This is a genomic window from Haematobacter genomosp. 1 (assembly GCF_002196855.1).
Lineage (GTDB): Bacteria > Pseudomonadota > Alphaproteobacteria > Rhodobacterales > Rhodobacteraceae > Haematobacter.
This window is the reverse complement of record NZ_NIPW01000028.1, coordinates 82,302-106,491: the sequence shown is the minus strand read 5'-3', so window position 1 is coordinate 106,491 and position 24,190 is coordinate 82,302. Positions and strand designations below refer to the sequence as shown.

Annotated in this window: 24 protein-coding genes and 1 pseudogene; 11 read left to right on the top strand and 14 right to left on the bottom strand. The window is 65.6% G+C overall.

The genetic code is table 11. The features are described from left to right. Positions 1–20 precede the first annotated feature (20 nt). The gene (secD, locus tag CDV49_RS14815) at positions 21–1,688 is read left to right on the top strand and encodes a protein translocase subunit SecD (RefSeq protein ID WP_088216190.1); all 1,668 of its coding nucleotides are present in this window, start codon (positions 21–23) and stop codon (positions 1,686–1,688) included. A gap of 1 nt (position 1,689) precedes the next feature. Next, complete coding sequence (gene secF, locus CDV49_RS14810) at positions 1,690–2,655, top strand: protein translocase subunit SecF (RefSeq protein ID WP_088216189.1); 966 nt, start codon at positions 1,690–1,692, stop codon at positions 2,653–2,655. Positions 2,656–2,658: 3 nt separating this feature from the next. Here the strand turns inward: secF and CDV49_RS14805 are convergent, their stop codons facing one another. After that, complete coding sequence (locus CDV49_RS14805) at positions 2,659–3,666, bottom strand: alpha/beta hydrolase (protein WP_088216188.1); 1,008 nt, start codon at positions 3,664–3,666, stop codon at positions 2,659–2,661. 106 nt (positions 3,667–3,772) lie between these two features. Here CDV49_RS14805 and CDV49_RS14800 point away from each other — a divergent pair, with 106 nt between their 5' ends. Genes CDV49_RS14800 through CDV49_RS14775 form a run of 6 tightly spaced genes read left to right on the top strand, consistent with a single transcriptional unit; the run spans position 3,773 to position 6,956 of the window. Continuing rightward, entirely contained in the window at positions 3,773–4,147 is a 375-nt protein-coding gene (locus tag CDV49_RS14800; protein ID WP_088216187.1) for an Mth938-like domain-containing protein, read from the top strand. A gap of 60 nt (positions 4,148–4,207) precedes the next feature. Beyond that, positions 4,208–4,834: a heme ABC exporter ATP-binding protein CcmA gene (ccmA, locus tag CDV49_RS14795; RefSeq protein WP_088216186.1), complete on the top strand. Its 627-nt coding sequence runs from the start codon at positions 4,208–4,210 to the stop codon at positions 4,832–4,834. Further along, entirely contained in the window at positions 4,831–5,487 is a 657-nt protein-coding gene (ccmB, locus tag CDV49_RS14790) for a heme exporter protein CcmB (protein ID WP_088216185.1), read from the top strand. Before ccmA ends, ccmB begins: the two co-directional genes overlap by 4 nt. A 56-nt stretch (positions 5,488–5,543) precedes the next feature. After that, complete coding sequence (locus CDV49_RS14785; protein WP_088216184.1) at positions 5,544–6,281, top strand: heme ABC transporter permease; 738 nt, start codon at positions 5,544–5,546, stop codon at positions 6,279–6,281. Next, positions 6,278–6,436, top strand: coding sequence for a heme exporter protein CcmD (ccmD, locus tag CDV49_RS14780; RefSeq protein ID WP_179209232.1), 159 nt, complete (start codon positions 6,278–6,280; stop codon positions 6,434–6,436). Before CDV49_RS14785 ends, ccmD begins: the two co-directional genes overlap by 4 nt. Further along, complete coding sequence (locus CDV49_RS14775) at positions 6,429–6,956, top strand: DsbE family thiol:disulfide interchange protein (protein WP_088216183.1); 528 nt, start codon at positions 6,429–6,431, stop codon at positions 6,954–6,956. The genes ccmD and CDV49_RS14775 overlap by 8 nt, the downstream gene beginning before the upstream one ends. On the opposite strand, the gene CDV49_RS14770 is transcribed toward CDV49_RS14775, so the two are convergent. Beyond that, positions 6,953–7,663, bottom strand: a complete 711-nt coding sequence (locus CDV49_RS14770) for a DUF599 domain-containing protein (protein WP_088216182.1) — start codon at positions 7,661–7,663, stop codon at positions 6,953–6,955. The genes CDV49_RS14775 and CDV49_RS14770 overlap by 4 nt on opposite strands. A 142-nt stretch (positions 7,664–7,805) precedes the next feature. Here CDV49_RS14770 and CDV49_RS14765 point away from each other — a divergent pair, with 142 nt between their 5' ends. Further along, complete coding sequence (locus CDV49_RS14765) at positions 7,806–8,498, top strand: trypsin-like serine peptidase (protein ID WP_088216181.1); 693 nt, start codon at positions 7,806–7,808, stop codon at positions 8,496–8,498. A 117-nt stretch (positions 8,499–8,615) separates the two neighbouring features. Next, a complete protein-coding gene (locus tag CDV49_RS14760) occupies positions 8,616–9,098 on the top strand; it encodes an Hsp20 family protein (protein ID WP_088216180.1) in 483 nt (160 codons plus the stop codon). A gap of 108 nt (positions 9,099–9,206) precedes the next feature. Here the strand turns inward: CDV49_RS14760 and CDV49_RS14755 are convergent, their stop codons facing one another. The 9 genes from CDV49_RS14755 to CDV49_RS14715 form a co-directional block, all read right to left on the bottom strand. Then, the gene (locus tag CDV49_RS14755; RefSeq protein WP_088216179.1) at positions 9,207–10,502 is read right to left on the bottom strand and encodes a hemolysin family protein; all 1,296 of its coding nucleotides are present in this window, start codon (positions 10,500–10,502) and stop codon (positions 9,207–9,209) included. 26 nt (positions 10,503–10,528) lie between these two features. Next, positions 10,529–11,524, bottom strand: coding sequence for a P1 family peptidase (locus tag CDV49_RS14750; RefSeq protein WP_088216178.1), 996 nt, complete (start codon positions 11,522–11,524; stop codon positions 10,529–10,531). Then, positions 11,524–13,122, bottom strand: coding sequence for an ABC transporter ATP-binding protein (locus CDV49_RS14745; RefSeq protein WP_256947358.1), 1,599 nt, complete (start codon positions 13,120–13,122; stop codon positions 11,524–11,526). Before CDV49_RS14745 ends, CDV49_RS14750 begins: the two co-directional genes overlap by 1 nt. Next, complete coding sequence (locus CDV49_RS14740) at positions 13,119–13,934, bottom strand: ABC transporter permease (RefSeq protein ID WP_088216275.1); 816 nt, start codon at positions 13,932–13,934, stop codon at positions 13,119–13,121. The genes CDV49_RS14745 and CDV49_RS14740 overlap by 4 nt, the downstream gene beginning before the upstream one ends. 2 nt (positions 13,935–13,936) lie before the next feature. Continuing rightward, entirely contained in the window at positions 13,937–14,884 is a 948-nt protein-coding gene (locus CDV49_RS14735) for an ABC transporter permease (RefSeq protein ID WP_088216177.1), read from the bottom strand. Between the two features lie 658 nt (positions 14,885–15,542). Continuing rightward, positions 15,543–16,859, bottom strand: coding sequence for a pyruvate dehydrogenase complex dihydrolipoamide acetyltransferase (locus CDV49_RS14730; RefSeq protein WP_088216176.1), 1,317 nt, complete (start codon positions 16,857–16,859; stop codon positions 15,543–15,545). Positions 16,860–16,870: 11 nt separating this feature from the next. Then, positions 16,871–18,250, bottom strand: coding sequence for a pyruvate dehydrogenase complex E1 component subunit beta (locus tag CDV49_RS14725; protein WP_088216175.1), 1,380 nt, complete (start codon positions 18,248–18,250; stop codon positions 16,871–16,873). A 13-nt stretch (positions 18,251–18,263) separates the two neighbouring features. Beyond that, positions 18,264–19,253, bottom strand: coding sequence for a pyruvate dehydrogenase (acetyl-transferring) E1 component subunit alpha (pdhA, locus tag CDV49_RS14720; RefSeq protein ID WP_088216174.1), 990 nt, complete (start codon positions 19,251–19,253; stop codon positions 18,264–18,266). A 159-nt stretch (positions 19,254–19,412) separates the two neighbouring features. Beyond that, on the bottom strand, positions 19,413–19,715 hold the full coding sequence (locus tag CDV49_RS14715) for an FtsB family cell division protein (RefSeq protein WP_088216273.1): 303 nt from the start codon (positions 19,713–19,715) through the stop codon (positions 19,413–19,415). A gap of 174 nt (positions 19,716–19,889) precedes the next feature. Here CDV49_RS14715 and CDV49_RS14710 point away from each other — a divergent pair, with 174 nt between their 5' ends. Beyond that, positions 19,890–21,488: an acyl-CoA dehydrogenase family protein gene (locus CDV49_RS14710; protein ID WP_088216173.1), complete on the top strand. Its 1,599-nt coding sequence runs from the start codon at positions 19,890–19,892 to the stop codon at positions 21,486–21,488. Between the two features lie 123 nt (positions 21,489–21,611). On the opposite strand, the pseudogene CDV49_RS20940 reads toward CDV49_RS14710, so the two are convergent. The 3 genes and pseudogenes from CDV49_RS20940 to CDV49_RS14700 all read right to left on the bottom strand — a co-directional run. Beyond that, positions 21,612–21,763, bottom strand: a pseudogene (locus CDV49_RS20940) (pyruvate dehydrogenase (acetyl-transferring) E1 component subunit alpha); the annotation flags it as partial. Positions 21,764–21,995: 232 nt separating this feature from the next. Beyond that, complete coding sequence (locus CDV49_RS14705; RefSeq protein WP_088216272.1) at positions 21,996–22,883, bottom strand: fructose bisphosphate aldolase; 888 nt, start codon at positions 22,881–22,883, stop codon at positions 21,996–21,998. 102 nt (positions 22,884–22,985) lie between these two features. Continuing rightward, positions 22,986–24,179 carry a phosphoglycerate kinase gene (locus CDV49_RS14700; RefSeq protein WP_088216172.1) on the bottom strand — a complete coding sequence of 398 codons (1,194 nt, stop codon included), beginning with the start codon at positions 24,177–24,179 and terminating at the stop codon, positions 22,986–22,988. Positions 24,180–24,190: the final 11 nt, after the last annotated feature.

Below are 24,190 nucleotides of genomic sequence, written 5' to 3'. Positions count from 1 at the left end.
TCCCTGAAGCCGAGAACCCCATGCTGCACTTCCCCCTCTGGAAGCGGATCCTGATCTGGGCGACAATCGCGATCGGTATCGCCGTCGCCCTGCCAAACGCTTTCTACGACCGGGTCGAACGTCACAACGACGCCGTCGCCCAATACGACAAGACCGGACAGGCGACCGACCCGGAGACGGTGGAGGCGCTGTCTCTCTGGCCTTCCTGGATGCCGTCAAAGATCCTGAACCTCGGGCTCGACCTCAGGGGAGGGGCGCATCTTCTCGCGGAAGTGCATCTCTCGGACGTCTATGCCGGGCGGATAGACAGCCTCTGGCCGGAAGTGCGCGACGCTCTGGTGCAGGAACGGGCGACGGTCGGTTCCGTGCGGCGGCTGACCTCAGAGCCGGGTGTGCTTCAGGTGCAGATTTCCCAGCCGGAGGGCATGCCCCGCGCCCTGGAAATCGTGCGGACCCTGTCGCGTCCGGTGACCACGCTGACGGGTGTGGGAGCGAGCGACCTCGCCATCAATGCGCAAGGCGACACGATCACCGTGCAGCTTTCGGATGCGGAGCGGCATGCCTCGGACGAGCGGACCATGGCGCAGTCGCTTGAGATCGTCCGCCGCCGCGTCGATGAGGTCGGCACCCGGGAGCCGACCATCGTGCGGCAGGGTGACGACCGTATCCTCATCCAGGTGCCGGGTCTCGGCTCTGCCGATGAGCTGAAAGGCCTGATCGGCACCACCGCGCGGCTGACCTTCAACTCCGTCGTGGGCCGCACGCAGGATCCGAATGCCAACCCCGGTCCCCGCAACAGCCTCTATGCCGCGCAGGAGGAGCCGGGCGTCTATTACATCGTCCAGACGGAGCCGGTGCTTTCCGGCGATCTGCTCACCGACGCCCAGCCCGCCTTCGACCAGAACGGTCGGCCCGCGGTGAACTTCCGCTTCAACGCGACGGGTGCCCGGGTCTTCGGGGACTATACCGCCAACCATATCGGGCAACCCTTCGCCATTGTGCTGGACGACAAGGTGATCTCCGCCCCGGTCATTCAGAGCCATATCGCGGGCGGTTCCGGCATCATCACGGGCAACTTCAGCGTCGAGGGATCGACGGAACTCGCCGTCCTGCTTCGGGCGGGGGCGCTGCCTGCGAAGATGACCTTCCTTGAGGAACGGACGATCGGGCCGGAACTCGGGCAGGATTCGATCGACGCCGGACGCCTTGCGGCGACGGTCGCGATGATCGCGGTCATGCTGTTCATGGTGGCAGGCTACGGTTTCTTCGGAATGATCGCCAACGTGGCGCTCGTCCTGAACCTGATCTTCATCATCGCCCTGATGTCGCTCATCGGTGCAACGCTGACGATGCCGGGTATCGCGGGGATCGTGCTGACCATCGGCATGGCCGTGGATGCGAACGTGCTGATCCTCGAACGGGTGCGGGAGGAACTGCGCAACGGGACACGTCCCGCGCGCGCCATCGAGCTTGGCTATGAGAAGGCGTCCTCCGCCATCATGGACGCGAACGTCACCACGCTGATGATCGCGGTCATCCTCTTCGCGCTCGGGTCCGGGCCGGTTCGCGGCTTTGCCGTAACGCTGGCGCTCGGCCTCGTCACTTCCCTGTTCACCGCGGTCTCCGTCACCCGTCTGCTCATCTCCATGTGGTATGACTGGCGCCGGCCGAAGACGCTGAAGGTCTGACATGTATCGGCTCAAGCTCGTTCCCGACAACACGAACTGGGACTTCTTCCGTTTTGCGCGCGTGGTGTTCCCGGCCTCGATGCTGGCCATGGTCATCGCCATCGCGAGCTGCTTCACGCTGGGCTTCAACTTCGGTATCGACTTTCTGGGCGGCACGACCATCCGCACCGAGGCCAGTCAACCCGTGGACATCGGCGCCTATCGCAATGCGCTGGAACCGCTGGGGTATGGCGATGTGACACTGACGCAGGTCTATGATCCGACCTTCCGGGCGGATCAGCACGTGGCGCAGATCCGCATCCAGGCGCCCGACGACGCACATATGCTGTCCTCGGAGCAGATTGCGGCGGCGGAGCGCGCCCTTCAGGCTGTTGACCCGACCATCCGTTTTCAAGCGGTGGAAACCGTCGGGCCGAAGGTCTCGGGCGAGCTGGTCTCCATGGCGCTGCTGTCTCTCGGTGCGGCGATCATCGGGATCATGTTCTATATATGGATGCGCTTCGAATGGCAGTTCGGCGTCGCGGCGGTCGCGGCGCTTGTGCACGACGCAGTCATGACAATAGGCGTCTTCTCGCTGTTCCAGATCAAGTTCGATCTGACCGTCGTCGCGGCTGTGCTGACGGTGGTGGGCTATTCGATCAACGACACGGTGGTGATCTTCGACCGGGTGCGCGAGAACCTCGTGAAATACAAGAAGCGCAGCCTCAAGGACATCGTGAACCTCTCGCTCAACGAAACGCTGAGCCGGACGATCATGACGACGATGACCACCTTCCTCGCGCTTCTCGTGCTGCTGGCGCTTGGCGGGGATGTGATCCGGGGCTTCTCCTTCGCGATGGTATTCGGGATTTTCGTTGGCTGTTATTCCACGATCTTCATCGCTTCGGTGGTGCTGATATGGCTTGGCGTCGATCGCTCGGACAAGACGGAAAAGGCCGGCAAGGACGCGGCGAAGGCCGCGCCCTGAGCCTCATTCCGCGGTCGGCGGGGCGAGACCGAAGGGTTCGTCCTCCGTCCGCGTGATGAAACGCGCCACGGCATCGGCAAGCCCGGTGGCCAGCGGCACCGAAGGGTTGGAATAGCTGGCCAGATTGGCGGCCTTGTCGCCGGGCGGAACCTCCTTCAGCACATGGTTCATACCGGGGAGCAGCAGGGTCACGGCGTCATTTCTCGCCTGTGTGAGCGTTGCGGCATCGGTCGGGTCGAGTTGCAGATCCTCCCCGCCGGAGACGATCATCAGCGGCCCGCCATAGCGCCGCGTCATCTCTCCCGGATCGTGCGAAAACAGATCGATCAGGTAGCCCTGAATCTGGGGCCCGAGCATCGGCCGGAGCGGTTCCGGGATCTGATCCTCCGGCACGCGCTGGCCGCGTTGCAGGCTGTCGAGTGCTGCATCCGCAGCGCTGCGCAGGCTGTCGTCCTCCAGGCTCCGGGTCAGCTGGTCCTCCAGCACCACGGCGAGCGACCGGCCCGGTGTCGCCAGAAGGATCACGCCGCAGAAGGCGCGCTCATCGCTCGCCACCGCGCTCAGGGCGACCAGCCCGCCCTCGCTGTGGCCGATGAGCCAGGTGCAGGGCAGGCCGGTTTCCCCCGCGAGGCTGGCCGCCCAGACGATCGCGTCGCGCCCATAGGCGGCCAGCGTCACGTCATTCGGATCGGAAATCGCAGCGGCGCTTCCGAACATGCCCCGCTTGTCGGCCCGGAGCGTCGCGATACCGCGTTCCGCCAGCGCTTCGGCAAGCTGCTTGTAGGCGTCTGTGTCCAGGCCAAGCGGCCCGTTGCCGTTTCTGTCCGTCGGGCCTGAGCCGGGCAAGATCAGCGCGACCGCCTGCGGTGACTGGGGGGCCAGATATGTTCCGGCAAGGGCCCCCAGCGGTCCGGGGGCGGTCATCTCCTTTTCCGTCAGGCCATCGGCCAGCGCGGGAGAGGCGAGGGGGATAGCCGCGAGAAAAACGGCGCGAGCGAATTGCAGCATCATGAAACCTCCGCCGGGCAAGATAGTGCCGGATGCCGTTTCGCCAACCGATACCCTGTGAAACCGGGAGGATTGGCGGTATCATGATTGCGACACTGCGGAGGGTGAGATGCGCCTCAACGAAATCGTTTACAACGATGCGCGACCGATTGATGGCTATGGGCCCGGGTTCTTCCGCGTTGCCGGAAAGGTGCTGGAGGGGCCGGTGCTGGTTTCCGCGCAGGGTGCGGCGACCTGGGGCGGGCTGGAGGACGTGGCTCCGCTGCTCGCGCTCAAGATGAAGATCGACGTGCTGTTCATCGGCACAGGGGCGGAGGTCGCCTTCCTGCCCCGCGCGCTTCGCGAGCAACTGGAAGAGGCGGGTCTTGCGGCAGAGGCCATGGCCACGCCCGCCGCTGCCCGGACCTACAACGTGCTCCTTTCCGAAGGACGGCGGGTGGCAGTGGCGCTTCTCCCCGTGGTGGCGCCGCCTGCCGGTGCGTGATCGCCGCATCCGCCACATGGGCGGCTTTTCCCGCTCTCTGGGATAGGCTATCCGGCGAGTATGACGCTTGAGGTAAGAGATCTGGCCTGCGCGCGCGGCGGGATACCGGTGCTGGAGGGGGTGAGCTTCACGCTTCCCGCCGGCGGCGCTCTTGTGCTGCGCGGCCCGAATGGCATCGGTAAGACAACGCTGTTGCGGACGCTGGCCGGATTGCAGCCGCCGCTTTCCGGCACGATTTCCGCTCCGCCCGAGGCCATCGCCTATTCCGCCCATGCGGACGGGCTGAAGGCGACGCTGACCGTAACGGAGAACCTCGCCTTCTGGGCGCGGCTGCATGGACAACGTGAGATCGGCCCGGCGATGGAGACTTTCGGCCTCGGTCCCCTGCGCGAACGTCCGGCACAGAACCTCTCGGCGGGTCAGCGGCGGCGGCTGGGCCTTGCGCGGCTGCTGGTCACGGGGCGACCGATCTGGCTGCTGGATGAGCCGACGGTTTCGCTGGACAGCGAGGGCGTGACGCTTTTCGCGGATGCGGTGCGGGCGCATCTGGCCGGCGGCGGTGCGGCGCTGATCGCGACCCATGTCGATCTGGGTCTTGGCGCGCCGCCCGTGATGGACATCGCGGCCTTCCGGGCGCGGGCCGAGGCGATGGGGGATTTCGACCTGGCCTTCGGGGATATCTCGTGATCGCGCTTCTGCTGCGGGACCTGCGGCTTGCCTTCCGCAGCGGCGGCGGCTTCGGGCTCGGGCTTGCCTTCTTCCTGATCCTTGCCGTTCTGGTGCCGCTGGGGGTCGGCCCGGAGGGGAGCACGCTGGGGCGGATCGCGCCCGGCATCATCTGGGTGGGTGCGCTGCTCTCCGCGCTGCTGTCGCTCGACCGGATTTTCGCGCTGGATCATGAGGATGGCTCGCTCGACCTCATCGCCACCGCGCCTATTCCCCTGGAGGGCGTGGTCTTCATCAAGGCGCTGGCCCACTGGCTGACGACGGGGTTGCCGCTCACCCTCATCGCGCCGCTGCTGGGGCTGCTGCTGAACCTGCCGCTGCAAGGCTATCCCTGGCTGCTGGCCTCGCTCGCGGCGGGGACGCCTGCGCTCTCGGTCATCGGGGCCTTCGGCGCGGCGCTGACGGTGGGCTTGAAGCGGGGCGGGTTGCTTTTGTCCCTGCTGGTGCTGCCGCTCTACGTCCCGACGCTGGTCTATGGGGCAGAGGTGGTGCGCCGGGGGGCGGAGGGATTTTCGCTTGCCACGCCGTTCCTTCTGCTCGGCGGCATCACGGCGGGGGTGCTGGCGCTTTTGCCCTTCGCGACGGCCGCGGCAATTCGTATCAACCTCAGGTGACTGTGCGGGACGCCCAAAACCATGCTAGAGCCATGACGACACAGGAGCAGAACAGGATGCGCGCGACCTCGCTCTGGGAATATGCCAATCCCGTCCGTTTCATGCAGACTTCCGCCCGGCTGCTGCCGTGGTGCGTCGGGCTGACGGTGGTCTGTCTGGCTGTCGGGCTTGTCTGGGGCTTCTTCCTGACGCCGGACGATTATCGCCAGGGCTCCACGGTGAAGATCATCTTCCTGCACGTGCCCGCAGCACTCATGGCGATCAACGCCTGGCTGATGATGCTGGTCGCGTCGCTGATATGGCTCATCCGGCGGCATCATGTTTCCGCGCTGGCGGCGCGGGCAGCGGCGCCGGTGGGGATGGTCATGACCCTTATCGCGCTGTTCACCGGGGCGGTCTGGGGCCAGCCGATGTGGGGAACGTGGTGGGCCTGGGATCCGCGGTTGACCTCCTTCCTCATCCTCTTTCTGTTCTACCTCGGCTATATCGCGCTCTGGCAGGCGGTCGAGGATACGGATACCGCGGCCGACCTGACTTCGGTGCTCTGCCTTGTCGGTTCGGTGTTTGCCGTGCTGTCGCGCTATGCGGTGAACTTCTGGAGCCAGGGGCTGCATCAGGGAGCCTCGCTCAGCCTCGACCGCAAGGAGAATGTGGACAACGCCTTCTGGATACCTCTCGTCATCTGCATGGCGGGCTTCGCGTTGCTGTTCCTGACGTTGGTGCTGATACGGACGCGGACGGAGATCCGGGCCCGCCGCCTCAAGGCGCTGGAGCTGCGGGAGCGGATGGCATGATGCCGGATCTCGGGAAATACGCGGCTTCCGTGCTGTCGGCCTATGGGGTGACCTTCGTGCTCCTCGCGGGAACGGTGGCCCTGACGCTGCTTCGCGGCGCGAAGGTGAAGCGGCGGCTGGAGGAAGCGGAAGAAAGGCGGCGCGGTCGTGGCTAGAATATCTCCCCTCGTCCTGATTCCGCCGGTGGCCTTTGCGGGGCTGGCTGCCCTGTTCTTCTTCGGCATGGGCCGGGATGATACATTGCCCTCCACCCTCGTGGGTCGTGAGGCCCCCGCCATCGCGGTAACCCCGCTGGGGAAGGATGCAGGCTTCGACACGGCGGTGCTCAAGACGCCGGGGGTGAAGCTTGTCAACTTCTGGGCAAGCTGGTGCGCCCCCTGCCGTGCCGAACATCCCATGCTGGAGAAGCTCGCCGCCGAGGGGGTGCCGATCTACGGCATCAACTACAAGGACGATCCGGCAAAGGCGCTGGCCTTCCTTCAGGAGCTGGGCGACCCCTTCCACGCCATCGGTGCGGATGCCTCCGGCCGCATGGCGCTGAACTGGGGGGTGTACGGCGTGCCGGAAACCTATGTGATCGACAGTGCGGGCAAGGTCGTCATGCGCTTTGCCGGGCCGATCACCGCGGGGGAACTGGACCGGACGCTTCGTCCCGCCATTCAGGGCGCGCGCTAGATCCGCATCGTCTGGATCCCCGCGAGCAGCACCTCCCGCGAATAGGAGCCGTATTCCCGCCGCCAGATCACGGCAAGGGTGATGATGGTGCTCACCATCAGCGCCAGCGGCCCGCCCAGCCAGCCAAGCGCTGCCAGCGCGAAATAGATGGAGCGAAGCCCCCGGTTGAAGCCGCGTGCCGCACGGATGTTGATCTCCGCCGCCTGATCCGCGATCACCGTGGCCTTGGGGTCGTCGGGATCGTTCGGAACCGCTCCCATCAGGATGGTGCAATAGCCAAAGAGCCTGTGCGCCCAGAGGAATTTCAGAAACGCGTTGGTCACGAAAAGCAGGACCAGCAGCATCTTCACCTCCCATACCACGGGGGTGAGTTCGCCAAGCGTCAGGTCTTCCGCCACATTGCCCACCCGCTCCCGGTTGCCGATGAGCGCGAGGCCGCCGCCAATGGCGATCATGCAGGCGGAAGCGAGGAAAGATGTGCCTTGCCGCAGGCTCGCCATGACATTCGCATCGAACAGGCGCGGGGTGCGGGTGACGAACTGACGCATCCATTCGCGGCGGTAGTGTTCCATCAGTGTCGCGACCGACAGGCGGGGAGCATCCGTCCGTTCGATCAGGTAACCGCTGACCAGCCAGACCAGCAGCAGCAGGCCGACGGCAATGGCATCGGCGAATGTGAACGGAGAGAATGTGAAGATATGCTGCATCGAACCTGACCTTTGCCGAACAGTCTCACGCCTCTCGGCGCGGGGCCAGAGCGCATGCGGCACGGATGTGGCTTGTTGCGTGGAGTGATGTAGAATTCCCCGGCGAGGGCCATTTCGCGACATCCTGAAACCGGAGCCTGTCATGGCGAAATATGCCCGTTTCTCACGCCTGATTGCCGGGGCGGTGATGCTTTCGGCGATGCTTTCGGGCGCGTCTTCCGCAGGCGCTGTGGACTGGCCAGCCGTCGGTCGTCTCGATTCGGGCCGGAGCGTCTGCAGCGCCGTGCTCATCGCGCCTGATCGCGTGCTGACAGCGGCGCATTGCGTGAGCCTTCCCGACGCTGGGTCTTTTCCTGCAGAGAAAATCGTCTTTCGCGCGGGCCGCTCGCAAGGCACGGAGGTGGCGCAGTCTGTGGCGCGGCGCGTCGTGCTCCATCCCGATTATCTGCCGGGGGCGGAGGCGCGTAGCCGTCTTGCCTCGGATATCGCGCTGGTCGAGTTGCTGACGCCCCTTCAGGTGCAGCCGATACAGCTTGAGCAGGCGTTGTTGCCGCCGGAAGAGCTGACCGCCATCACCTATTCCCGCCAACGGCCGGAAGAGCCGCCAAAGGTGTTGTCCTGCCCGCTGCTCAGGCGGAGCCTTGGCGCGTTGCTGATCGACTGTGCTGTCACGGGCGGGGCCTCGGGGGCGCCTCTGATCGCGGGGCCGCTCGGGGCAGGGCGGCTTGTCGGTATCGTCGTGGCGCGGGGCGAGGCAGAGGGCCGGGGCATCGCTTTCGCCGTCCCCGTCGCCGATGCGCTTCCCACACTGGAGAACGCCGCCCGAACCCCTTGAAACGCCACTGTCGCTTTCCCAGATCAGTGTCACCGGGATGCCCAACAAGGGGCCCGGTTAACCGCGCCTTGCCCTGCCCGGGAAGGCAGCCAGACATCGCTCAATGGAGGATGATCCATGCGAACCTTTGATCTCGCCCCGCTCTATCGTGCAACCGTGGGTTTTGACCGTATCGCCGACCTGATGGACAGGGTTCTGGCGGCCGACGTTCAGCCCGGTTACCCCCCCTACAATATCGAAAAGACCGCCGAAAACGGCTACCGTATCTCCATCGCCGTCGCCGGCTTCTCGCCCGAGGAAATGTCGGTCGAGATGCGCGACAACGCGCTTATCGTCAGCGCCCGCAAGGTGAAGGAAGATGGCGAACGCAGCTTCCTGCATCGCGGTATCGCGACGCGCGCGTTTGAGCGCCGTTTCGCCCTTGCCGATCACGTGCGTGTCTCGGGCGCGACCCATGCCGACGGCATGCTGCACATCGACCTGGTGCGGGAAGTTCCCGAAACGCTGAAACCGCGCAAGATCGAGATTACCTCGACGCTGTCCGCGCCGAATGCCATCGAGGCCAAGGAAGCGGAAGGCGAAGGTCAGGCCGCCGCCTGATATTCCTTGAGGGCCAAGTTTTCGAGGGGCGCGCATCTTGCGCGCCCTTTCCGTTTCAGCCGCCTGTGTCGCGGGCAGACCAGACCGAAGATCGATCCGCCTGTGGGGTCAGCCCTCGTCGGCAGACTGCTCGGGCGGGATGACCAGCACCTTGTCGATCCGCCGTTCATCGAGATCGACCACTTCGAACTTCCACCCGTGCCGCTCGAACGTGTCTCCCAGCGCGGGCATGCGCTGCAACTCGTCCAGCACCAGACCCGCCACGGTGGCGTAGTCGGCATCGGGCTTGCGCGGATAACCCAGCCGGTCGGAGAATTCGTCCACGGACATCCAGCCCGCGATGAGGTAGCTGCCGTCGTCGCGCAGAAACAGGGCAGGCTCGCCCGTCTCATCCTCATCGAAAACGCCAGCGATGGCCTCCAGCACGTCGCCGGTGGTCACGATCCCCTCGAACTCGCCGTATTCGTCGAAGATCAGCGCGATGTGCGGTGGCGAGCGGCGGAGCACTTCGACGACATCCAGCGCTTTCGCGCGATCGGACACCACGGGGACTTCCCGCATGAGATTGGCCACGCTGAACGGGCGGTCCGTCGTCCGCGCCTCGAACACGTCGCGGGAAAAGATCACCCCCGGCACGTCATTCGTCGTCTTGTCCCGCACTGGCAGTTTGGAGAAGCGCGATTTGTGGAGCGTCGCAAGCACTTCCTCCTCCGTCGCGTCGAGATCGACCATTTCCACGTCCCGGCGCGGCGTCATCAGCCCGCGTGCGTTGCGGTCGGCCAGGCGCATGACGCCGGAAAGCATGGCCGATTCGCCCGTTTCGATGACGCCCGCGGACTGGGCCTCCGAAAGGACGGTGCGGACCTCCTCCTCCGTGACCTTGGACTCCTCGCTATCCGTCTGGCCGAGCAGCCGGAGAACGGTGCGGCCGGACAGGTCGAGAAACCAGACGAGCGGAGACGCGATCTTCGCCAGAACGGCCATGAGCGGCGCCACGCGCGACGCGACGTTCTCCGGGTTCCGAAGGGCGATCTGCTTGGGCACCAGCTCCCCGATGATGAGGGACAGGTAGGTGATCGTCACCACCACGATCAGCACGCCGAGCGCGTCGGCGCTCGCGGGTGAAAGCCCATGCGTGCGGAGCCATTCGGAGAACCGTCCGCCCAGCGTGGCCCCGGAAAACGCCCCTGACAGCACGCCGACCAAGGTGATGCCGATCTGAACCGCAGACAGGAAGCGGCCCGGATTTTCAGAGAGATTGAGCGCGATTTTCGCCCCGCTGCTGCCCTTGTCGGCCAGCGTGCGAAGGCGTGCAGGTCGAGACGAGACGATGGCCAGCTCCGCCATCGCCAGCACGCCGTTCACCAGAATGAGGACGAGAACAATGAATAGTTCAAGGAACAAGGGGGTGGCCTTTCCTGTGCCGCATCTCAATCGGGAGCATGACGCGCGGCCCATGACGGCTGCCGGTCGCCCGGCGCGGGGCGGGCGGCGTGTATGGCGCGGGCAATCGCGCGGGCAAGGCAGCAGGCTGCGGCATGGCCGAGACGATACAGGTCCGCACCCCCTTCTGCCAGAGGCTGCACGCCGGTCGCCGCGGCAAAGACCAGATCGCCGTCGAACAGGGTGTGCGAGGGGACGATGGCCCGCGCCATGCCGTCATGAGCGGCGGTGGCAAGCCGCGTGGCTTCCGCCTGTGTGAGCCGCGCATCGGTGGCGACGATGGCGATGGTTGTCGCCTCTCCCAGTCGCTTGCCCGGCCCTTCCACGTCCTGCGGCGGTAGTGGGGAGGGCAGGCCGAGGCCACCGAACTCCCCTTCCATCTCCCACGGCGCGGCCCAGAACTGCGGCCCGTCGCCCAGCGTCACGGAGCCGAGGGCGTTCACGGCAACCAGGGCGCCCACCGTCAGCCCACCGTCAAGCACCACGGAGGTGGAGCCAAGCCCGCCCTTCCAGTTCCGTGTCGTGGCTCCCGTCCCTGCGCCGACACTGCCGATATCGAACCGCGGTCCCGCATTGGCGAGCGCGGCACGGCCAAGCGCCTTGTAGGGGTTCTCCCGCCATGACTTGTCGCCGCCGTTGGTCAGGTCGAACAGGATAGCTCCGGGAACGATGGGCACCCGCTGATCGCCTACGGCAAACCCGCGGCCCGCCTCCCGCAGCGCGTCGGCCACGCCGGACGCCGCGTCGAGGCCGAACGCCGACCCGCCGGAAAGGACAAGCGCGTCCACCTCCTGAACCAGCCGGTCGGGGGCGAGCAGGTCGGTCTCCCGCGTGCCGGGTGCGCCGCCCATCACGGAAACGGCGGCGGTGAACGGTCGCTCCCCCACAAGCACGGTCGCGCCGCTTTTCAGCCGGGCATCGGAGGCGTTGCCGACCGACAGCCCCGCGACATCGGTGATGAGATTGCGCCGCCCGGGCCGCATCACGCCGTCTCCTCCAGCCAGCCCGCGGGTATGCGGGGGGTCGCCGCGATCAATTGCGCCGTGTAGGCTTCGCGCGGGGCATCGAAGACCTCGGCCGTCGGACCTTCCTCGATGATGCGGCCCCCGCGCATGACCATCACCCTGTCGGTTATCCCGCGCACCACGGCAAGATCATGGCTGACGAACAGGTAGCTCAGTTTCAGACGTTCCTGCAGATCGGCGAGAAGATCGAGGATCTGCGCCCGCACGCGGACATCCAGCGCGGAGACCGCCTCATCCAGCACGATGAGCGCGGGCCGGATGATGAGCGCGCGAGCAATGGCGATGCGCTGGCGCTGACCGCCCGAGAATTCATGGATGTATTTCCGCATGTCATCGGGCGAAAGGCCGACCTCCACCAGCGCCGCCGCCACGCGTTCCCGCTGTTCCGCGCGGGGGCAGGGGCGCAGGTGAAACGGCTCGGCCACCAGTCGTTCGACGTGGTGGCGCGGGTCGAAACTGCCGAAGGGATCCTGAAAGACGACCTGCACCCGCGCACGCTGGCCATGGCTCATCCGGCCAGCGATGACCGGTTCTCCGCCAAGGCGGATTTCCCCCGATTGTATCGGGTCGAGACCCAGAATGGCGCGGGTGAGGGTGGATTTTCCGCACCCGGATTCACCCACCAGCCCGACGCTTTCCCCTTCCCGCAGCGTAAGGCTCACGCCGTCCACCGCCCGCAGCGTGCGTTGGGTTCCGAGCAGCCCGTCGCGGGGCAGGGGATAGGCGCGGACCACATCCCGCACCTCCAGCAGCGGTGCGCCGAGAGCGGGTGGCGCCCGTTTCGGCACGTGGGCGGATGCGGCGAAAAGCTGGCGCGTATAGGGCGCGCGTCTTTCCCGGAACACGGTTTCCGTCGGACCCTGCTCCACGATGCGGCCCTGGCTCATCACGGCCACCCTGTCGGCCATGCGGGCGACAACGGCAAGATCATGGGTGATGAGCAGCAGGCTCATGCCCTCCTCCGCCACGAGATCCTTGAGCAGATCCAGAATCGCCGCCTGTGTCGTCACGTCGAGCGCGGTCGTCGGTTCATCGGCAATCAGCAATTTCGGACGGAGCGCGGTGGCCATTGCGATGCAGACCCGCTGCCGCTGACCGCCAGACAGCTCATGCGGGAAACGGTCGAGCGGCACGCGGGTCGCGTCCAGCCCGACACGGTCGAGCCGTGCCCGCGCGATCTCCAGCGCTTCCGACCGTGAGGCGCGCCGGTGGACGACGAGCGTCTCAGCCACCTGCGCGCCGATGGTCTGCATCGGGTTGAGCGCCGTCATCGGTTCCTGGAAGATCATGCCGATCTCCGCGCCCCGGAGACGGCACATCTGATGCTCGGAGAGCTGGAGCAGATCCACCCCGTCCAGCAGGGCCGCGCCCCGCACCTCGGCCCCGTAGGGCAGCAGCGCCATGAGCGCCAGCGCGGTCATGGATTTGCCCGACCCGGACTCGCCCACCAGCCCCATCACCTCACCCGCCCCGATATCGAAGGAGACGTCCCGCACCACCGGCGTGCCACGGATGGTGACGGCAAGATCCCTGACGGAGAGCATCGGCGCGCTCATCTGCCCCGCCTCAGACGCGGATCCAGCACGTCACGGAGGCCGTCGCCCATCAGGTTGAGGCTGAGCACCGTCACCACGATCGCCAGCCCCGGCAGGATGGCAACATGCGGCGCGAGGGCCACCAGCGTCTGCGCCTCTGCCAGCATCCGCCCCCAGGACGGGATCGGCGGTTGAGCGCCAAGGCCGACATAGGACAGCCCGGCCTCCGCCAAAATGCCGAGCGAGAACTGGATCGTCGCCTGCACGATCAGGAGGTTGAGGATATTGGGCAGGATATGTTCCAATGAAATCCGCGCGCGCCCCTTGCCCGCGACCTGCGCGGCGCGGACGTAGTCGAGCGTCCACAGGCTCAGCGCTCCTGCCCGAGCGACGCGGGCAAAGACGGGAATGTTGAAGATGCCGATGGCAAGGATCGCATTGACGGCGGACGGTCCCAGCACGGCGGTAATCAGGATGGCGATGACGAGGCTCGGGAAAGCAAAGATCACGTCGTTGCCGCGCATGATCGCCTCGTCCAGCAGGCTGCCCCGGCTTGCGGCGGCGGCAAGTCCCAGCGGCACGCCGATCACCACCCCGATCCCCACCGCGATCAAGGCGACGGAGACCGAGGTCCGTGCCCCGACCATCAGCATGGAGAGGATGTCCCGCCCGAGCTGGTCCGTGCCGAGCAGGTAGCCCGGCGTGCCGATGGGCTTCAGCTTCGCGGCTACAGCCAGCGTCTCCACCGAATGCGGAGTCCAGAACAGCGACAGCAGCGCCGCGAGCAGCACGATGAGCGACAGAACCCCGCCGACAACCAGAGAAACCGGCAGCCTCACGCGCGCGCCCTCAACCGGGGATCGATGAGCATATAGGCCAGATCAGTCAGGAAGTTCACCACGATGACGGTGAACACCAGCAGCATGACAGCCGAGCGCACGACGATCAGATCCCGCTGGGTGATGCCCTGAAAGATCAGCCGCCCGAGGCCTGGAAGATAGAACACGTTCTCAATGATGATTGCGCCCGCCAGCAGAAAGGAGAACTGCAGCCCCAGAATTGTCAGGACCGGAATCAGCGCGTTGCGGAGCGCGTGGCCCAGAATGGCGCGGCGGAGGCTCAGCCCCTTGGCGCGCGCGGTGCGGATGTAATCCTGCCCCAGCGTTTCTATCAACGCAGACCGCATGATGCGCGCGAGGATGGAAGCCTGCGGCAGCGCGAGGGCGATGGCTGGAAGCGTCAGCGACTTCACCACCGGCCAAAGACCCGCGCCCCAGCCCGGAAAGCCGCCGGAGGGGAACCAGCGGAGCGTGATCGAAAAGAGCAGGACCAGCAACATCGCGAACCAGAAGTTCGGCACCGCGATGCCAAGCTGTGTCACGCCCATCACCGACCAGTCGGTCACGCTTCCCCGGCGCGATGCCGCAAGCAGGCCGGCCGGCAGACCTATGAGAACACTCAACACAAGCGCATAGAGAGCGAGGGGGAGGGAGACGGCAACCCGCTGTCCGATCAGCTCTCTCACCGGTACGCGATACGTATAGGATGTGCCAAAATCGCCTGTCGTCATACCGCCCATCCAGCGCAGGTATCGCTCGGCGACGGGCCGGTCCAGGTCCATTTCCCGGCGCAGGGCGGCAATGGTGTCGGGCTCTGCGTTCATGCCCAGCATGAAGGTGGCCGGATCACCGGGCACGCTCTCGATCACGGCGAAGATCGCCACGCTCGCAACGATGAGGCTCAACAGGAGCGAGGTGATGCGGGACAGGGTGAAGCGGAGCATTGGGACCAGACGTGTTACGCCGAAGCGTAGAGGTCGCGCCGCGCGGGGTCCAGATGTTTTGCGGGGTCGCCCCGAGGCTCATGGTCCGTCTGGGTGGAAAGTCGGTGTCGCAGAGCCAGCCAAGGTGATCAACCGCCTGACCCTGCAAACGATCCGCCGGGTGGAGAGGCGCTTGCCGCGATTCTCTCCGTGCATGCGCGAGGGTCTTTAACAGGGTGCTGAAAAAGTATCCCGAGGCTGCTCCGGGGCGGAGATCTTTCTCCACATGGTTGAGGAGTGCCCCGGAAACTGCACGTTCTGGCGCGTGACGGGACAGTTTTTGGCTTTCAATGCAAGCTTGGGGAGGCGCCGACTTTTCAGCGTCCTGTTGGCAGGGTGCTGAAAGAGGACCTCAAGGTTGCTCCGGGGCGGAGATCTTTCTCCACATGGTTGAAAAACCCCCGGAAACTGCAGGTTTGGCTCGTGACCGGACCGAGTTCCTGGTTTTCAACGCAAGGCCGGGTATGCCCACGACTTTCTCAGCAGCCTGCTAGGGGCGCGCGTCATAGAAGGCGCCGTCGCGGAAGGGGCCGCAGGTGGCCGGCAAAGAGGCTCCCTACCCGTAAGGCAGGGAGCCGAAAAGGTCAGGAATTTCCCCGCCCGTAAGGCGGGAAAACAGTCAGGCCACCATCAGGATCGGATTTTCCAGCAGATCCGCCATGGCCTTGAGGAATTCCGCCCCCAATGCCCCATCGATCACCCGGTGATCGACGGAGAGTGTGACGGACATGACCGTGGCCACTTCTATCTCACCATCCTTGCCGACGACCGGCTTCTTGACGCCCGCTCCGACGGCGAGGATGGACCCGTGCGGCGGGTTGATGACGGCATCGAAATTGTCGATCCCGTACATGCCAAGGTTGGAGATCGCGAAGCTGCCGCCCTGATATTCCTGCGGCGCGAGCTTGCGGTCCCGCGCCCGATGGGCAAGGTCGCGCATCTCCGCCGACAGGGCGGAGAGAGACTTCTTGTCCGCGTCGCGGATGACCGGCGTGAACAGCCCGCCCTCCACCGCCACGGCCACCGCCACGTCGGACGGCTTCAGCTTCAGGATGCGGTCTCCCGCCCAGACGGCATTGGCATCCGGCACCTGCTGCAACGCGACTGCGCCCGCCTTGATGATGAAGTCGTTGACCGACAGCTTCACCCCCCGGCCCGCAAGCTGGTGGTTGAGGGTCTGGCGGAACTCCATCAGCGCGTCGAGCCGGATGTCGCGGCGCAGATAGAAATGCGGGATGGTCTGCTTGGCCTCGGTCAGCCGCGCGGCGATGGTCCGGCGCATCCCGTCGAGCGTCACTTCCTCATAATCGCGGTCCGCGTAGAGCTTCTTGACCGTGTCTGCAGAGGCGCCGGTCGGCATGGCCGCTTTCTGCGGTTCGGGCTTCTGCTCCGGTGCGGATGCCTTGGCCTCCGCCGTCGCGGGGGCACTGGCCGGCTTGCCGGGTTTCGCCGTCTCCACATCCGCCTTCACGATCCGGCCATGCGGGCCGGAGCCGGAGAGGGCGGCAAGATCAATGCCCTTTTCCGCAGCGATCCGGCGGGCGAGGGGGGAGGCGAAGACCCGCTCTCCCGCTGCACGCGCGGGCGCTTTTTCAGAAGCCTTGGGAGGAGCCTCGGGCACCGCGGCGGCCTGCTTCGGGGCCTCCTCCGCCTTGGGCGCGGCCTTGGATGCGGGCGCATCCTCCACACTCTCGCCTTCCTCCACCAGCACGGCGATGGGCGCGTTCACTTTCACGCCCGCAGTGCCTTCCGGGACGAGGATCTTGCCGATGACCCCCTCGTCCACAGCCTCGAATTCCATCGTGGCCTTGTCGGTTTCTATTTCCGCGAGGATGTCTCCGGAGGAGACGGTGTCCCCCTCCTTGACCAGCCATTTCGCGAGCGTCCCCTCCTCCATCGTGGGAGACAGGGCGGGCATCAGGATTTCAGTCGCCATTCTCTCCCCCTTCAGCGGTAGGTGACTTTCTTGACCGCCGCGACGACATCGTCCGCGGTGATCAGCGCCAGTTTCTCAAGGTTAGCGGCATAGGGCATGGGCACGTCCTTGCCCGCGCAGTTGATCACGGGTGCGTCGAGCCAGTCGAACGCGTTCTCCATGATATAGGCCGACAGGTGGTTGCCGATGGAACCGACGGGGAAACCTTCCTCCACCGTCACGCAGCGGTTGGTCTTCTGCACGGAGGTGAGGATCGTGTCGTAGTCGATCGGCCGCAGCGTGCGCAGGTCAATGACCTCCGCCGAGATGCCTTCCTCCGCCAGCTTGTCCGCCGCCGCCAGCGCATGGCTCATCCCGATGCCGAAGGAGACGATGGTGACATCCGTGCCCTCCCGCCAGATTTTCGCCTTGCCGAAGGGGATGGTGAAATCTTCGAGATCCGGCACCTCGAAGGAGCGGCCGTAGAGGATTTCGTTCTCAAGGAAGATGACCGGGTTCGGGTCGCGGATCGCGGATTTGAGCAGGCCCTTGGCATCGGCCGCGGAATAGGGCTGCACCACCTTCAGGCCGGGGATCTGCGCATACCATGCGGCATAGTCCTGGCTGTGTTGGGCGCCCACGCGGGCAGCGGCGCCGTTCGGGCCGCGGAACACGATCGGACATCCCATCTGACCGCCCGACATGTAGAGCGTCTTGGCGGCGGAGTTGATGATCTGGTCGATCGCCTGCATGGCGAAGTTGAACGTCATGAACTCCACGATCGGCCTCAGCCCGCCGAAAGCCGCGCCGACGCCGATACCGGCGAAGCCGTGCTCCGTGATGGGCGTGTCCACAACACGGCGCGCGCCGAATTCGTCCAGCAGCCCCTGGCTGATCTTGTAAGCGCCCTGGTATTCGCCGACTTCCTCGCCCATCAGGAAGACGGTGTCGTCGGCGCGCATTTCCTCCGCCATGGCCTCGCGGAGCGCCTCGCGCACGGTCATGGTTTTCATCGGCGTGCCGTCCGGCCAGTCCGGCGTGGTGTCGGCGGCCTTCTGCGGATGCGGCGCGGCTTCCACGGCAGATGTGGCCTTCGCTTCCGCCGGAGCCTTCGCTTCGGAGGGCGTCTCTGACTTCGCCGGGGCGGGTGTCGCGGTGTCGGCGCTCTCGCCTTCCACCACCAGCACTGCGATGGGGGTGTTGACCTTCACCCCGGCGGTGCCCTCGGGGATGAGGATCTTGCCGACCGTGCCTTCATCCACGGCCTCGAATTCCATCGTGGCCTTGTCGGTTTCGATTTCCGCGATGATCTGGCCGGAGGACACCTCGTCCCCCTCCTTGACCAGCCATTTCGCGAGCGTGCCTTCCTCCATCGTGGGAGACAGGGCGGGCATCAGGATCTCGGTTGCCATTCTGTCTTTCCCCTCAGGCGTAGATATCGGTGTAGAGTTCGGAGAGATCGGGCTCCGGGCTTTCCTTGGAGAATTCGGCGGCCTCGTTCACGATGCCCTTGATCTCCTTGTCGATGGCCTTGAGGTCGTCCTCCGTCGCGTGGCCGCCCGTCAGCAGCAACTCCCGCACGTGTTCGATGGCATCGCGTTCTTCGCGCATCTTCTGCACTTCCTCACGCGTGCGGTACTTCGCGGGGTCCGACATGGAGTGGCCGCGGTAGCGATAGGTCATGACTTCAAGGATATACGGCCCGTTCCCCGCGCGGCAGTGCGCGACGGCCTTCTCGCCAGCGGCGCGCACGGCCAGCACATCCATGCCGTCTACCTGTTCGCCGGGAATGCCGAAAGCCTCGCCGCGGCCGAACAGGGTCTTGGACTTGGTGGAGCGTTTGACGCTCGTGCCCATGGCATACTGGTTGTTCTCGATCACGAAAACCACCGGCAGGCTCCACAGTTCGGCCATGTTGTAGGTCTCATAGACCTGGCCCTGGTTGGCCGCCCCGTCGCCGAAATAGGCGAAGGTAACGCGGCCATTGCCCAGATACTTGTCAGCGAAGGCAAGGCCCGCGCCGATCGGCACCTGCGCGCCCACGATGCCATGGCCGCCGTAGAAGTGGCGCTCCTTGGAAAACATGTGCATGGAGCCGCCCTTGCCCTTGGAGTAGCCCCCCTCCCGGCCGGTCAGTTCCGCCATGACCCCTTTCGCATCCATGCCACAGGCCAGCATGTGCCCGTGGTCGCGGTAGGAGGTGACACGCTTGTCGCCCTCTTCCGCTGCGGCTTCCAGACCGACGACGACGGCCTCCTGCCCGATGTAAAGGTGACAAAAGCCTCCGATGAGGCCCATTCCGTAAAGCTGTCCCGCCTTTTCCTCGAACCGGCGGATCAGCAGCATCTCCCGATAGTATTGGAGAAGCTCGTCCTTGGACACGTTGGGCTTCTCGGCGGGTTTCCTGGCGGCCATGCGCAACTGCTCCCTCTGGGTAATAGTTCACCATTAAACCATTTTCGGAAGATGGCAAGCCGGGCATGCGCTACCCCGCCCCGCGACCTGTCCTGCGAGTGGGAAAAGGGGGCAGACTGCCCCCTGGTTCCCGTTCGCCGGTGTTGATGTCCCGCTGGTTCAGCGGATGACGATCTCGTCCTGCCGCGTATAGCCCAGCACGTCGCGCGCCTGCTGGTCGAGCAGATCGAGGTCGAGATACTGGTCGGAGAGCCGCCGCGTACGGTTGCGCAACTCGTCCACCTCCGACTTCAGCCGGTCACGCTCCTCGGTGAGCTTTTCCGCTTCGGCCATGATCTGAACCCGGCTGAACACGCCGTGATCCCCCTGAACGGCGGCGAAGGTGAAATAGGTCGCCAGCGTGCCCGCGACCACGAAATACATCACCGCTCCGAGCGGGGGGCGCTTTCGCTGGCTGCTCATCATCCTGTCCCTCCGCCGGGTGTCCTGCCGGGGTTCGTCATAGCGTCTCTCGCGGACGTTTCCACGCTAGAGTGTCGCACAGGCACGGCGGAATGCAACCATCTGCGCGCGTTGCGCCCTTGCTCCGTGCAGCGGATCGCCTAGGCTCAGGGGACTGGTTGGGGGAGGGGAGCCATGCAACCTGTCAGCCGTCTGTCCACGCATGAGGTGGAGAACCAGCCCGACCCGCCGGGGAACCGTGATCTGTGGCGGGACGATCCGGCCCTGCGCGCCTCCGTGAACCGGGAGGGGGGCGATGCGGAGTTTCTTGCCCGCCACGGGGGCGAACTCGGACGCGCGGCTTGGCGGGAGGCGGCGCGGGATGCCAACCGTGTCGCGCCTGAGCTGCGGCTTTACGATATGGCCGGACGGCGCTGCGATGAGGTGCACTTCCACCCCGCGTATCACGACTTTCTGCGGCTGGGGCTGGGGGCGGGCTATGCGGCACTTCCTTGGGAAGGCGCGCGTGGCGGGCACGTGAGCCATGCGGCGTTGGTCTATCTTCACAGTCAGGTGGAACCCGGCAGCTGCTGCCCGATGACCATGACCTATGCTGCGTCGGCGGCCCTCGGTGCGGCGCCGGAGATTGCGGCGCGCTGGCTGCCGGGCCTCCGGTCCCGCGACTACGATCCCCGCCTGCTGCCGGCGGGGGAGAAGGCGGGTCTGACGCTCGGCATGGCGATGACGGAGAAACAGGGCGGGTCGGACCTGCGCGGCTCCTCCACCCGCGCGGAGCGGACAGACGGGGGCTGGCGGCTCACGGGGCACAAGTGGTTCTGCTCCGCGCCGATGTCGGACGGGTTCCTCACGCTGGCGCAGGCGGAGGAGGGGTTGACCTGCTTTCTCGTCCCCCGCTGGCTGGAGGACGGGCGGAACGCTATCCGTCTGCGGCGGCTGAAGGACAAGCTCGGCAACCGCTCCAACGCCTCGGCGGAGATCGAATATGAAGGGGCCTTCGCGGAGCCTGTGGGGGAGCCGGGGCGGGGCGTGGCGACCATCATCGCAATGGTGCATCACACGCGGCTGGATACGGCGCTGGCGCCCGCGGGCCTGATGCGGGCCGCGCTGGTGGAGGCGCGGGACTGGGTCTCGGGCAGGCGGGCCTTTCAGCGGCGGCTCATCGACCAGCCATTGATGCGCGCCGTGCTGGCGGATCTCGCTCTCGACTGGCTGGGCGCCGTGGCGCTTGGCTTTCGCGTTGCGCGGGCCTTCGATGAGGGCGATGCCGCCTTTGCCCGGATCGGGGTGGCGCTGGCCAAGTTCATCGCCAACAAACGCTGCCCCGTAGTGGTTGGCGAGGCTTTGGAAGTCCGGGGCGGCATGGGCTATGTCGAAGATACCGGCCTGCCGCTTCTTTACCGCGAGGCCCCGCTGAATGGCATCTGGGAGGGGTCTGGCAACGTCATCTGCCTCGACATCCTGCGGACGCTGGCCCGCGACCCGGCTGCCGCCGCGGCGTTGCAGGCTGAACTGGAGGCGGCGCGGGGCGGCGATTCCCGCTACGATCGGGCGCTGACCGCCCATGCGGCGCGCTGGCCGGGGCTGCCGGAGGAGGCGGAGGCGCGCTGGTTCGTCGAGCGGCTGGCCGTGCTGCTGACGGCGAGCCTGCTCCTTCGTGCGGGCGATGCGGCGGTTTCCGGCGGGCATATGATGACGCGGGTGGAGGGGGAGAGCGGCCGGATACCGGGCAGCGTCTCCGGTCTCGACACCGGGGGCATTCTGGATTGGCTTTAGCGGGTGGCCGAAAGTCTTTCAGACCTGCTGGGCCGGAAATCGACCGCAATCTGACGAAATCCAGGCCGCAATCTCCACAATCGGAGTCATCACAGGGCAGATTTCCGATTTTCAGAGCATAAAGATCGTCACCTGCGCTCCCACGATGCCATGGCCGCCGTAGAAGTGGCGCTCCTTGGAGAACATCTGCATGGAGCAGCCCGTGCCCCTGGAGTAGCCCCCTCGCGGCTGGTCAGTTCCGCCCCGACGCCTTTCGCATCCATGCCGCAGGCCAGGGAGAGTAGAGAACTTTACAGGCCGCTGAAAAAGGCTTTTTGGCCGGTGTTGAAGTGGAAATCGTTCGCCATCTGAAGAAATCCAGCCGGAAATCCATATATTTCCGGGCGTTTCCGGGCAGATTTTCCGATTTCCGGCGCATAGCATGACACTTCAGGGCTTTTTCAGCAGCCTGTTAGCGCATGAAAAAGGCCCCCGCGAAGGGGGCCTTTATGATCCACCGTACGGGGCTCAGCCCGCGATGGACGCCTCGTAGGTGGTCTGCACGGTCTCACCCAGAACACGGTCGAAATCCGCATCGGCCTGCTTCGCCGACAAGCCTTGCGTCAACGCGCGGGAGAAGGAAGCGATGATCCCGGTGTTCTGCGCCAGCTTGGCGTTCGCCTCCTCCCGGCTGTAGCCGCCGGAGAGCGCCACGACCTTCAGCACTTTCGGATGATCGACCAGCGGCTTGTAGAAGTTCGGAACGGTAGGCAGCGAGAGTTTCAGCATCACCGGCGCGGAAACGGTCTCCAGCCCCTGGAGCAGCGCGTCGCGCAGCAGCGATTCCGCCTCCGCCTTGTCGGCGATGGAGATCGTCACCTCCGGTTCGAGGATCGGGACAAGCCCGTGGGCCAGAACCTGCTCGCCCACCTCGAACTGCTGATCCACGATCTTCTGGATCCCCACCGGGTTCGCCGCGTTCACCACGGAGCGTTCCTTGGTGCCGAAGATCCCGGCCTTCGCCGCCCTGTCGAGCAGCGCGTCCAGCCCCGGCATCGGCTTCATGAGCTGCACGCCGTCGGCTTCGGCCTCAAGCCCCTTGTCGATCTTCAGGAACGGCACCACGCTGCGGGTTTCCCACAGATAGGTCGCGGTCGGCGTGCCGTCGATATCCCGGTCCATGGTCTGCTCGAACAGGATCGCGCCCACGACCTTGTCACCGGTGAAAGCGGGGGACTTGATGATCCGCGCGCGCATGGCGTGGATCAGGTCGAACATCTCGGTCTCGCCCGAATAGGCGCTTTCTTCGATACCGTAGAGCCGGAGCGCCTTGGGGGTGGATCCGCCAGACTGGTCGAGCGCGGCGATGAACCCCGCGCCCTTCTTGATCTGCTCGGCCTGTTTAGCATTCGGCATGGTCATATCCCTGAAAATGGCTTGGAGGGGCGTCATTTTCAGGTCTAGCCGGAGCGTCGCGGCCCCGCAATCTCTGGTGGCGCTAACGGTTGCCCGGAGGCGTCAGACCATGTCCAACGCCTTGACGCCCGGCAATTCCTTGCCCTCCATCCACTCCAGAAACGCCCCGCCGGCGGTGGAGATATAGGTAAAGTCACCCGCCACCCCTGCCTTGTTCAGCGCGGCCACCGTATCGCCGCCACCGGCGACGGAGACGAGGCTGCCCTCCCGCGTCAGCTTGGCCGCATAGCGTGCGGCGCCGGTCGTTGCCCTGTCGAACGGTTCAAGCTCGAATGCGCCGAGCGGTCCGTTCCAGATCAGCGTCCGGCAGGCGTCGAACACCTTCTCCAGCGCCTTCACCGTCTGCGGTCCGGCGTCGAGGATCATCGCGTCCGCCGGGCAGTCGTCGGCGGGCAGGATTTCATGCGGCGCATTCGCCTTGAACTCACGTGCCACGACAATATCGACCGGCAGGTGGATGGTGCAGTTGGCCGCCTTCGCACGGGCGAGGATGTCGCGTGCGGTATCCGCCATGTCGGGTTCGGCAAGCGACTTGCCGATCTGCTTGCCTTGCGCGACGAGGAAGGTGTTCGCCATCCCGCCGCCGATGACGAGATGGTCCACCTTGGTCACCAGATTGCCCAGCAGGTCGAGCTTGGTGGACACCTTCGCTCCGCCCACGATCGCCACCAGCGGCCGTTTCGGATCGCCGAGCGCCGCGGCCAGCGCGTTCAGTTCCGCCTCCATCTGCCGCCCCGCGCCGGAGGGGAGGAGCTTCGTGATGGCCTCGACCGAGGCATGGGCGCGGTGAGAGACGGAGAAGGCATCGTTGATATAGATGTCGCCCAGCCGGGCAAGCTCCCGGGCAAAGACCGGGTCGTTCTTCTCCTCCCCCTCGTGGAAGCGGGTGTTTTCGAGCAGCACGACCTCACCCGGGCGGGCCTTCTCGATCACCTCCTCCGCGCGGGAGCCGGTGCAGTCCTCTGCGAAGACGACCTTGGTGCCGAAGGCCTTTTCCATCGCCGGCATGATTACCTTGAGCGACATCGACGGTACGACCTTTCCTTTCGGGCGGTCGAAATGCGCGAGCAGGATCGGCCTGCCGCCCTTGTCCAGCACGGAGCGGATGGTGGGCGCGATCTTCTCGATTCGCGTGGCATCGGTCACCTTGCCGTCCGCCACGGGGACGTTCACGTCCACCCGGATGAGGACGCGTTTGTCTTTCAGGTCGAAATCGTCGAGCGTTTTCCAAGCCATGTGCTGTTCCT

Bases quoted from the DNA above. Each gene is read 5' to 3' on its own strand.
- secD (WP_088216190.1), top strand. From the start codon at position 21: ATGCTGCACTTCCCCCTCTGGAAGCGGATCCTGATCTGGGCGACAATC.
- secF (WP_088216189.1), top strand. From the start codon at position 1,690: ATGTATCGGCTCAAGCTCGTTCCCGACAACACGAACTGGGACTTCTTC.
- CDV49_RS14805 (WP_088216188.1), bottom strand. From the start codon at position 3,666: ATGATGCTGCAATTCGCTCGCGCCGTTTTTCTCGCGGCTATCCCCCTC.
- CDV49_RS14800 (WP_088216187.1), top strand. From the start codon at position 3,773: ATGCGCCTCAACGAAATCGTTTACAACGATGCGCGACCGATTGATGGC.
- ccmA (WP_088216186.1), top strand. From the start codon at position 4,208: ATGACGCTTGAGGTAAGAGATCTGGCCTGCGCGCGCGGCGGGATACCG.
- CDV49_RS14785 (WP_088216184.1), top strand. From the start codon at position 5,544: ATGCGCGCGACCTCGCTCTGGGAATATGCCAATCCCGTCCGTTTCATG.
- ccmD (WP_179209232.1), top strand. From the start codon at position 6,278: ATGATGCCGGATCTCGGGAAATACGCGGCTTCCGTGCTGTCGGCCTAT.
- CDV49_RS14770 (WP_088216182.1), bottom strand. From the start codon at position 7,663: ATGCAGCATATCTTCACATTCTCTCCGTTCACATTCGCCGATGCCATT.
- CDV49_RS14765 (WP_088216181.1), top strand. From the start codon at position 7,806: ATGGCGAAATATGCCCGTTTCTCACGCCTGATTGCCGGGGCGGTGATG.
- CDV49_RS14760 (WP_088216180.1), top strand. From the start codon at position 8,616: ATGCGAACCTTTGATCTCGCCCCGCTCTATCGTGCAACCGTGGGTTTT.
- CDV49_RS14750 (WP_088216178.1), bottom strand. From the start codon at position 11,524: ATGCGGCCCGGGCGGCGCAATCTCATCACCGATGTCGCGGGGCTGTCG.
- CDV49_RS14745 (WP_256947358.1), bottom strand. From the start codon at position 13,122: ATGAGCGCGCCGATGCTCTCCGTCAGGGATCTTGCCGTCACCATCCGT.
- CDV49_RS14735 (WP_088216177.1), bottom strand. From the start codon at position 14,884: ATGCTCCGCTTCACCCTGTCCCGCATCACCTCGCTCCTGTTGAGCCTC.
- CDV49_RS14730 (WP_088216176.1), bottom strand. From the start codon at position 16,859: ATGGCGACTGAAATCCTGATGCCCGCCCTGTCTCCCACGATGGAGGAG.
- CDV49_RS14725 (WP_088216175.1), bottom strand. From the start codon at position 18,250: ATGGCAACCGAGATCCTGATGCCCGCCCTGTCTCCCACGATGGAGGAA.
- pdhA (WP_088216174.1), bottom strand. From the start codon at position 19,253: ATGGCCGCCAGGAAACCCGCCGAGAAGCCCAACGTGTCCAAGGACGAG.
- CDV49_RS14715 (WP_088216273.1), bottom strand. From the start codon at position 19,715: ATGAGCAGCCAGCGAAAGCGCCCCCCGCTCGGAGCGGTGATGTATTTC.
- CDV49_RS14710 (WP_088216173.1), top strand. From the start codon at position 19,890: ATGCAACCTGTCAGCCGTCTGTCCACGCATGAGGTGGAGAACCAGCCC.
- CDV49_RS14705 (WP_088216272.1), bottom strand. From the start codon at position 22,883: ATGCCGAATGCTAAACAGGCCGAGCAGATCAAGAAGGGCGCGGGGTTC.
- CDV49_RS14700 (WP_088216172.1), bottom strand. From the start codon at position 24,179: ATGGCTTGGAAAACGCTCGACGATTTCGACCTGAAAGACAAACGCGTC.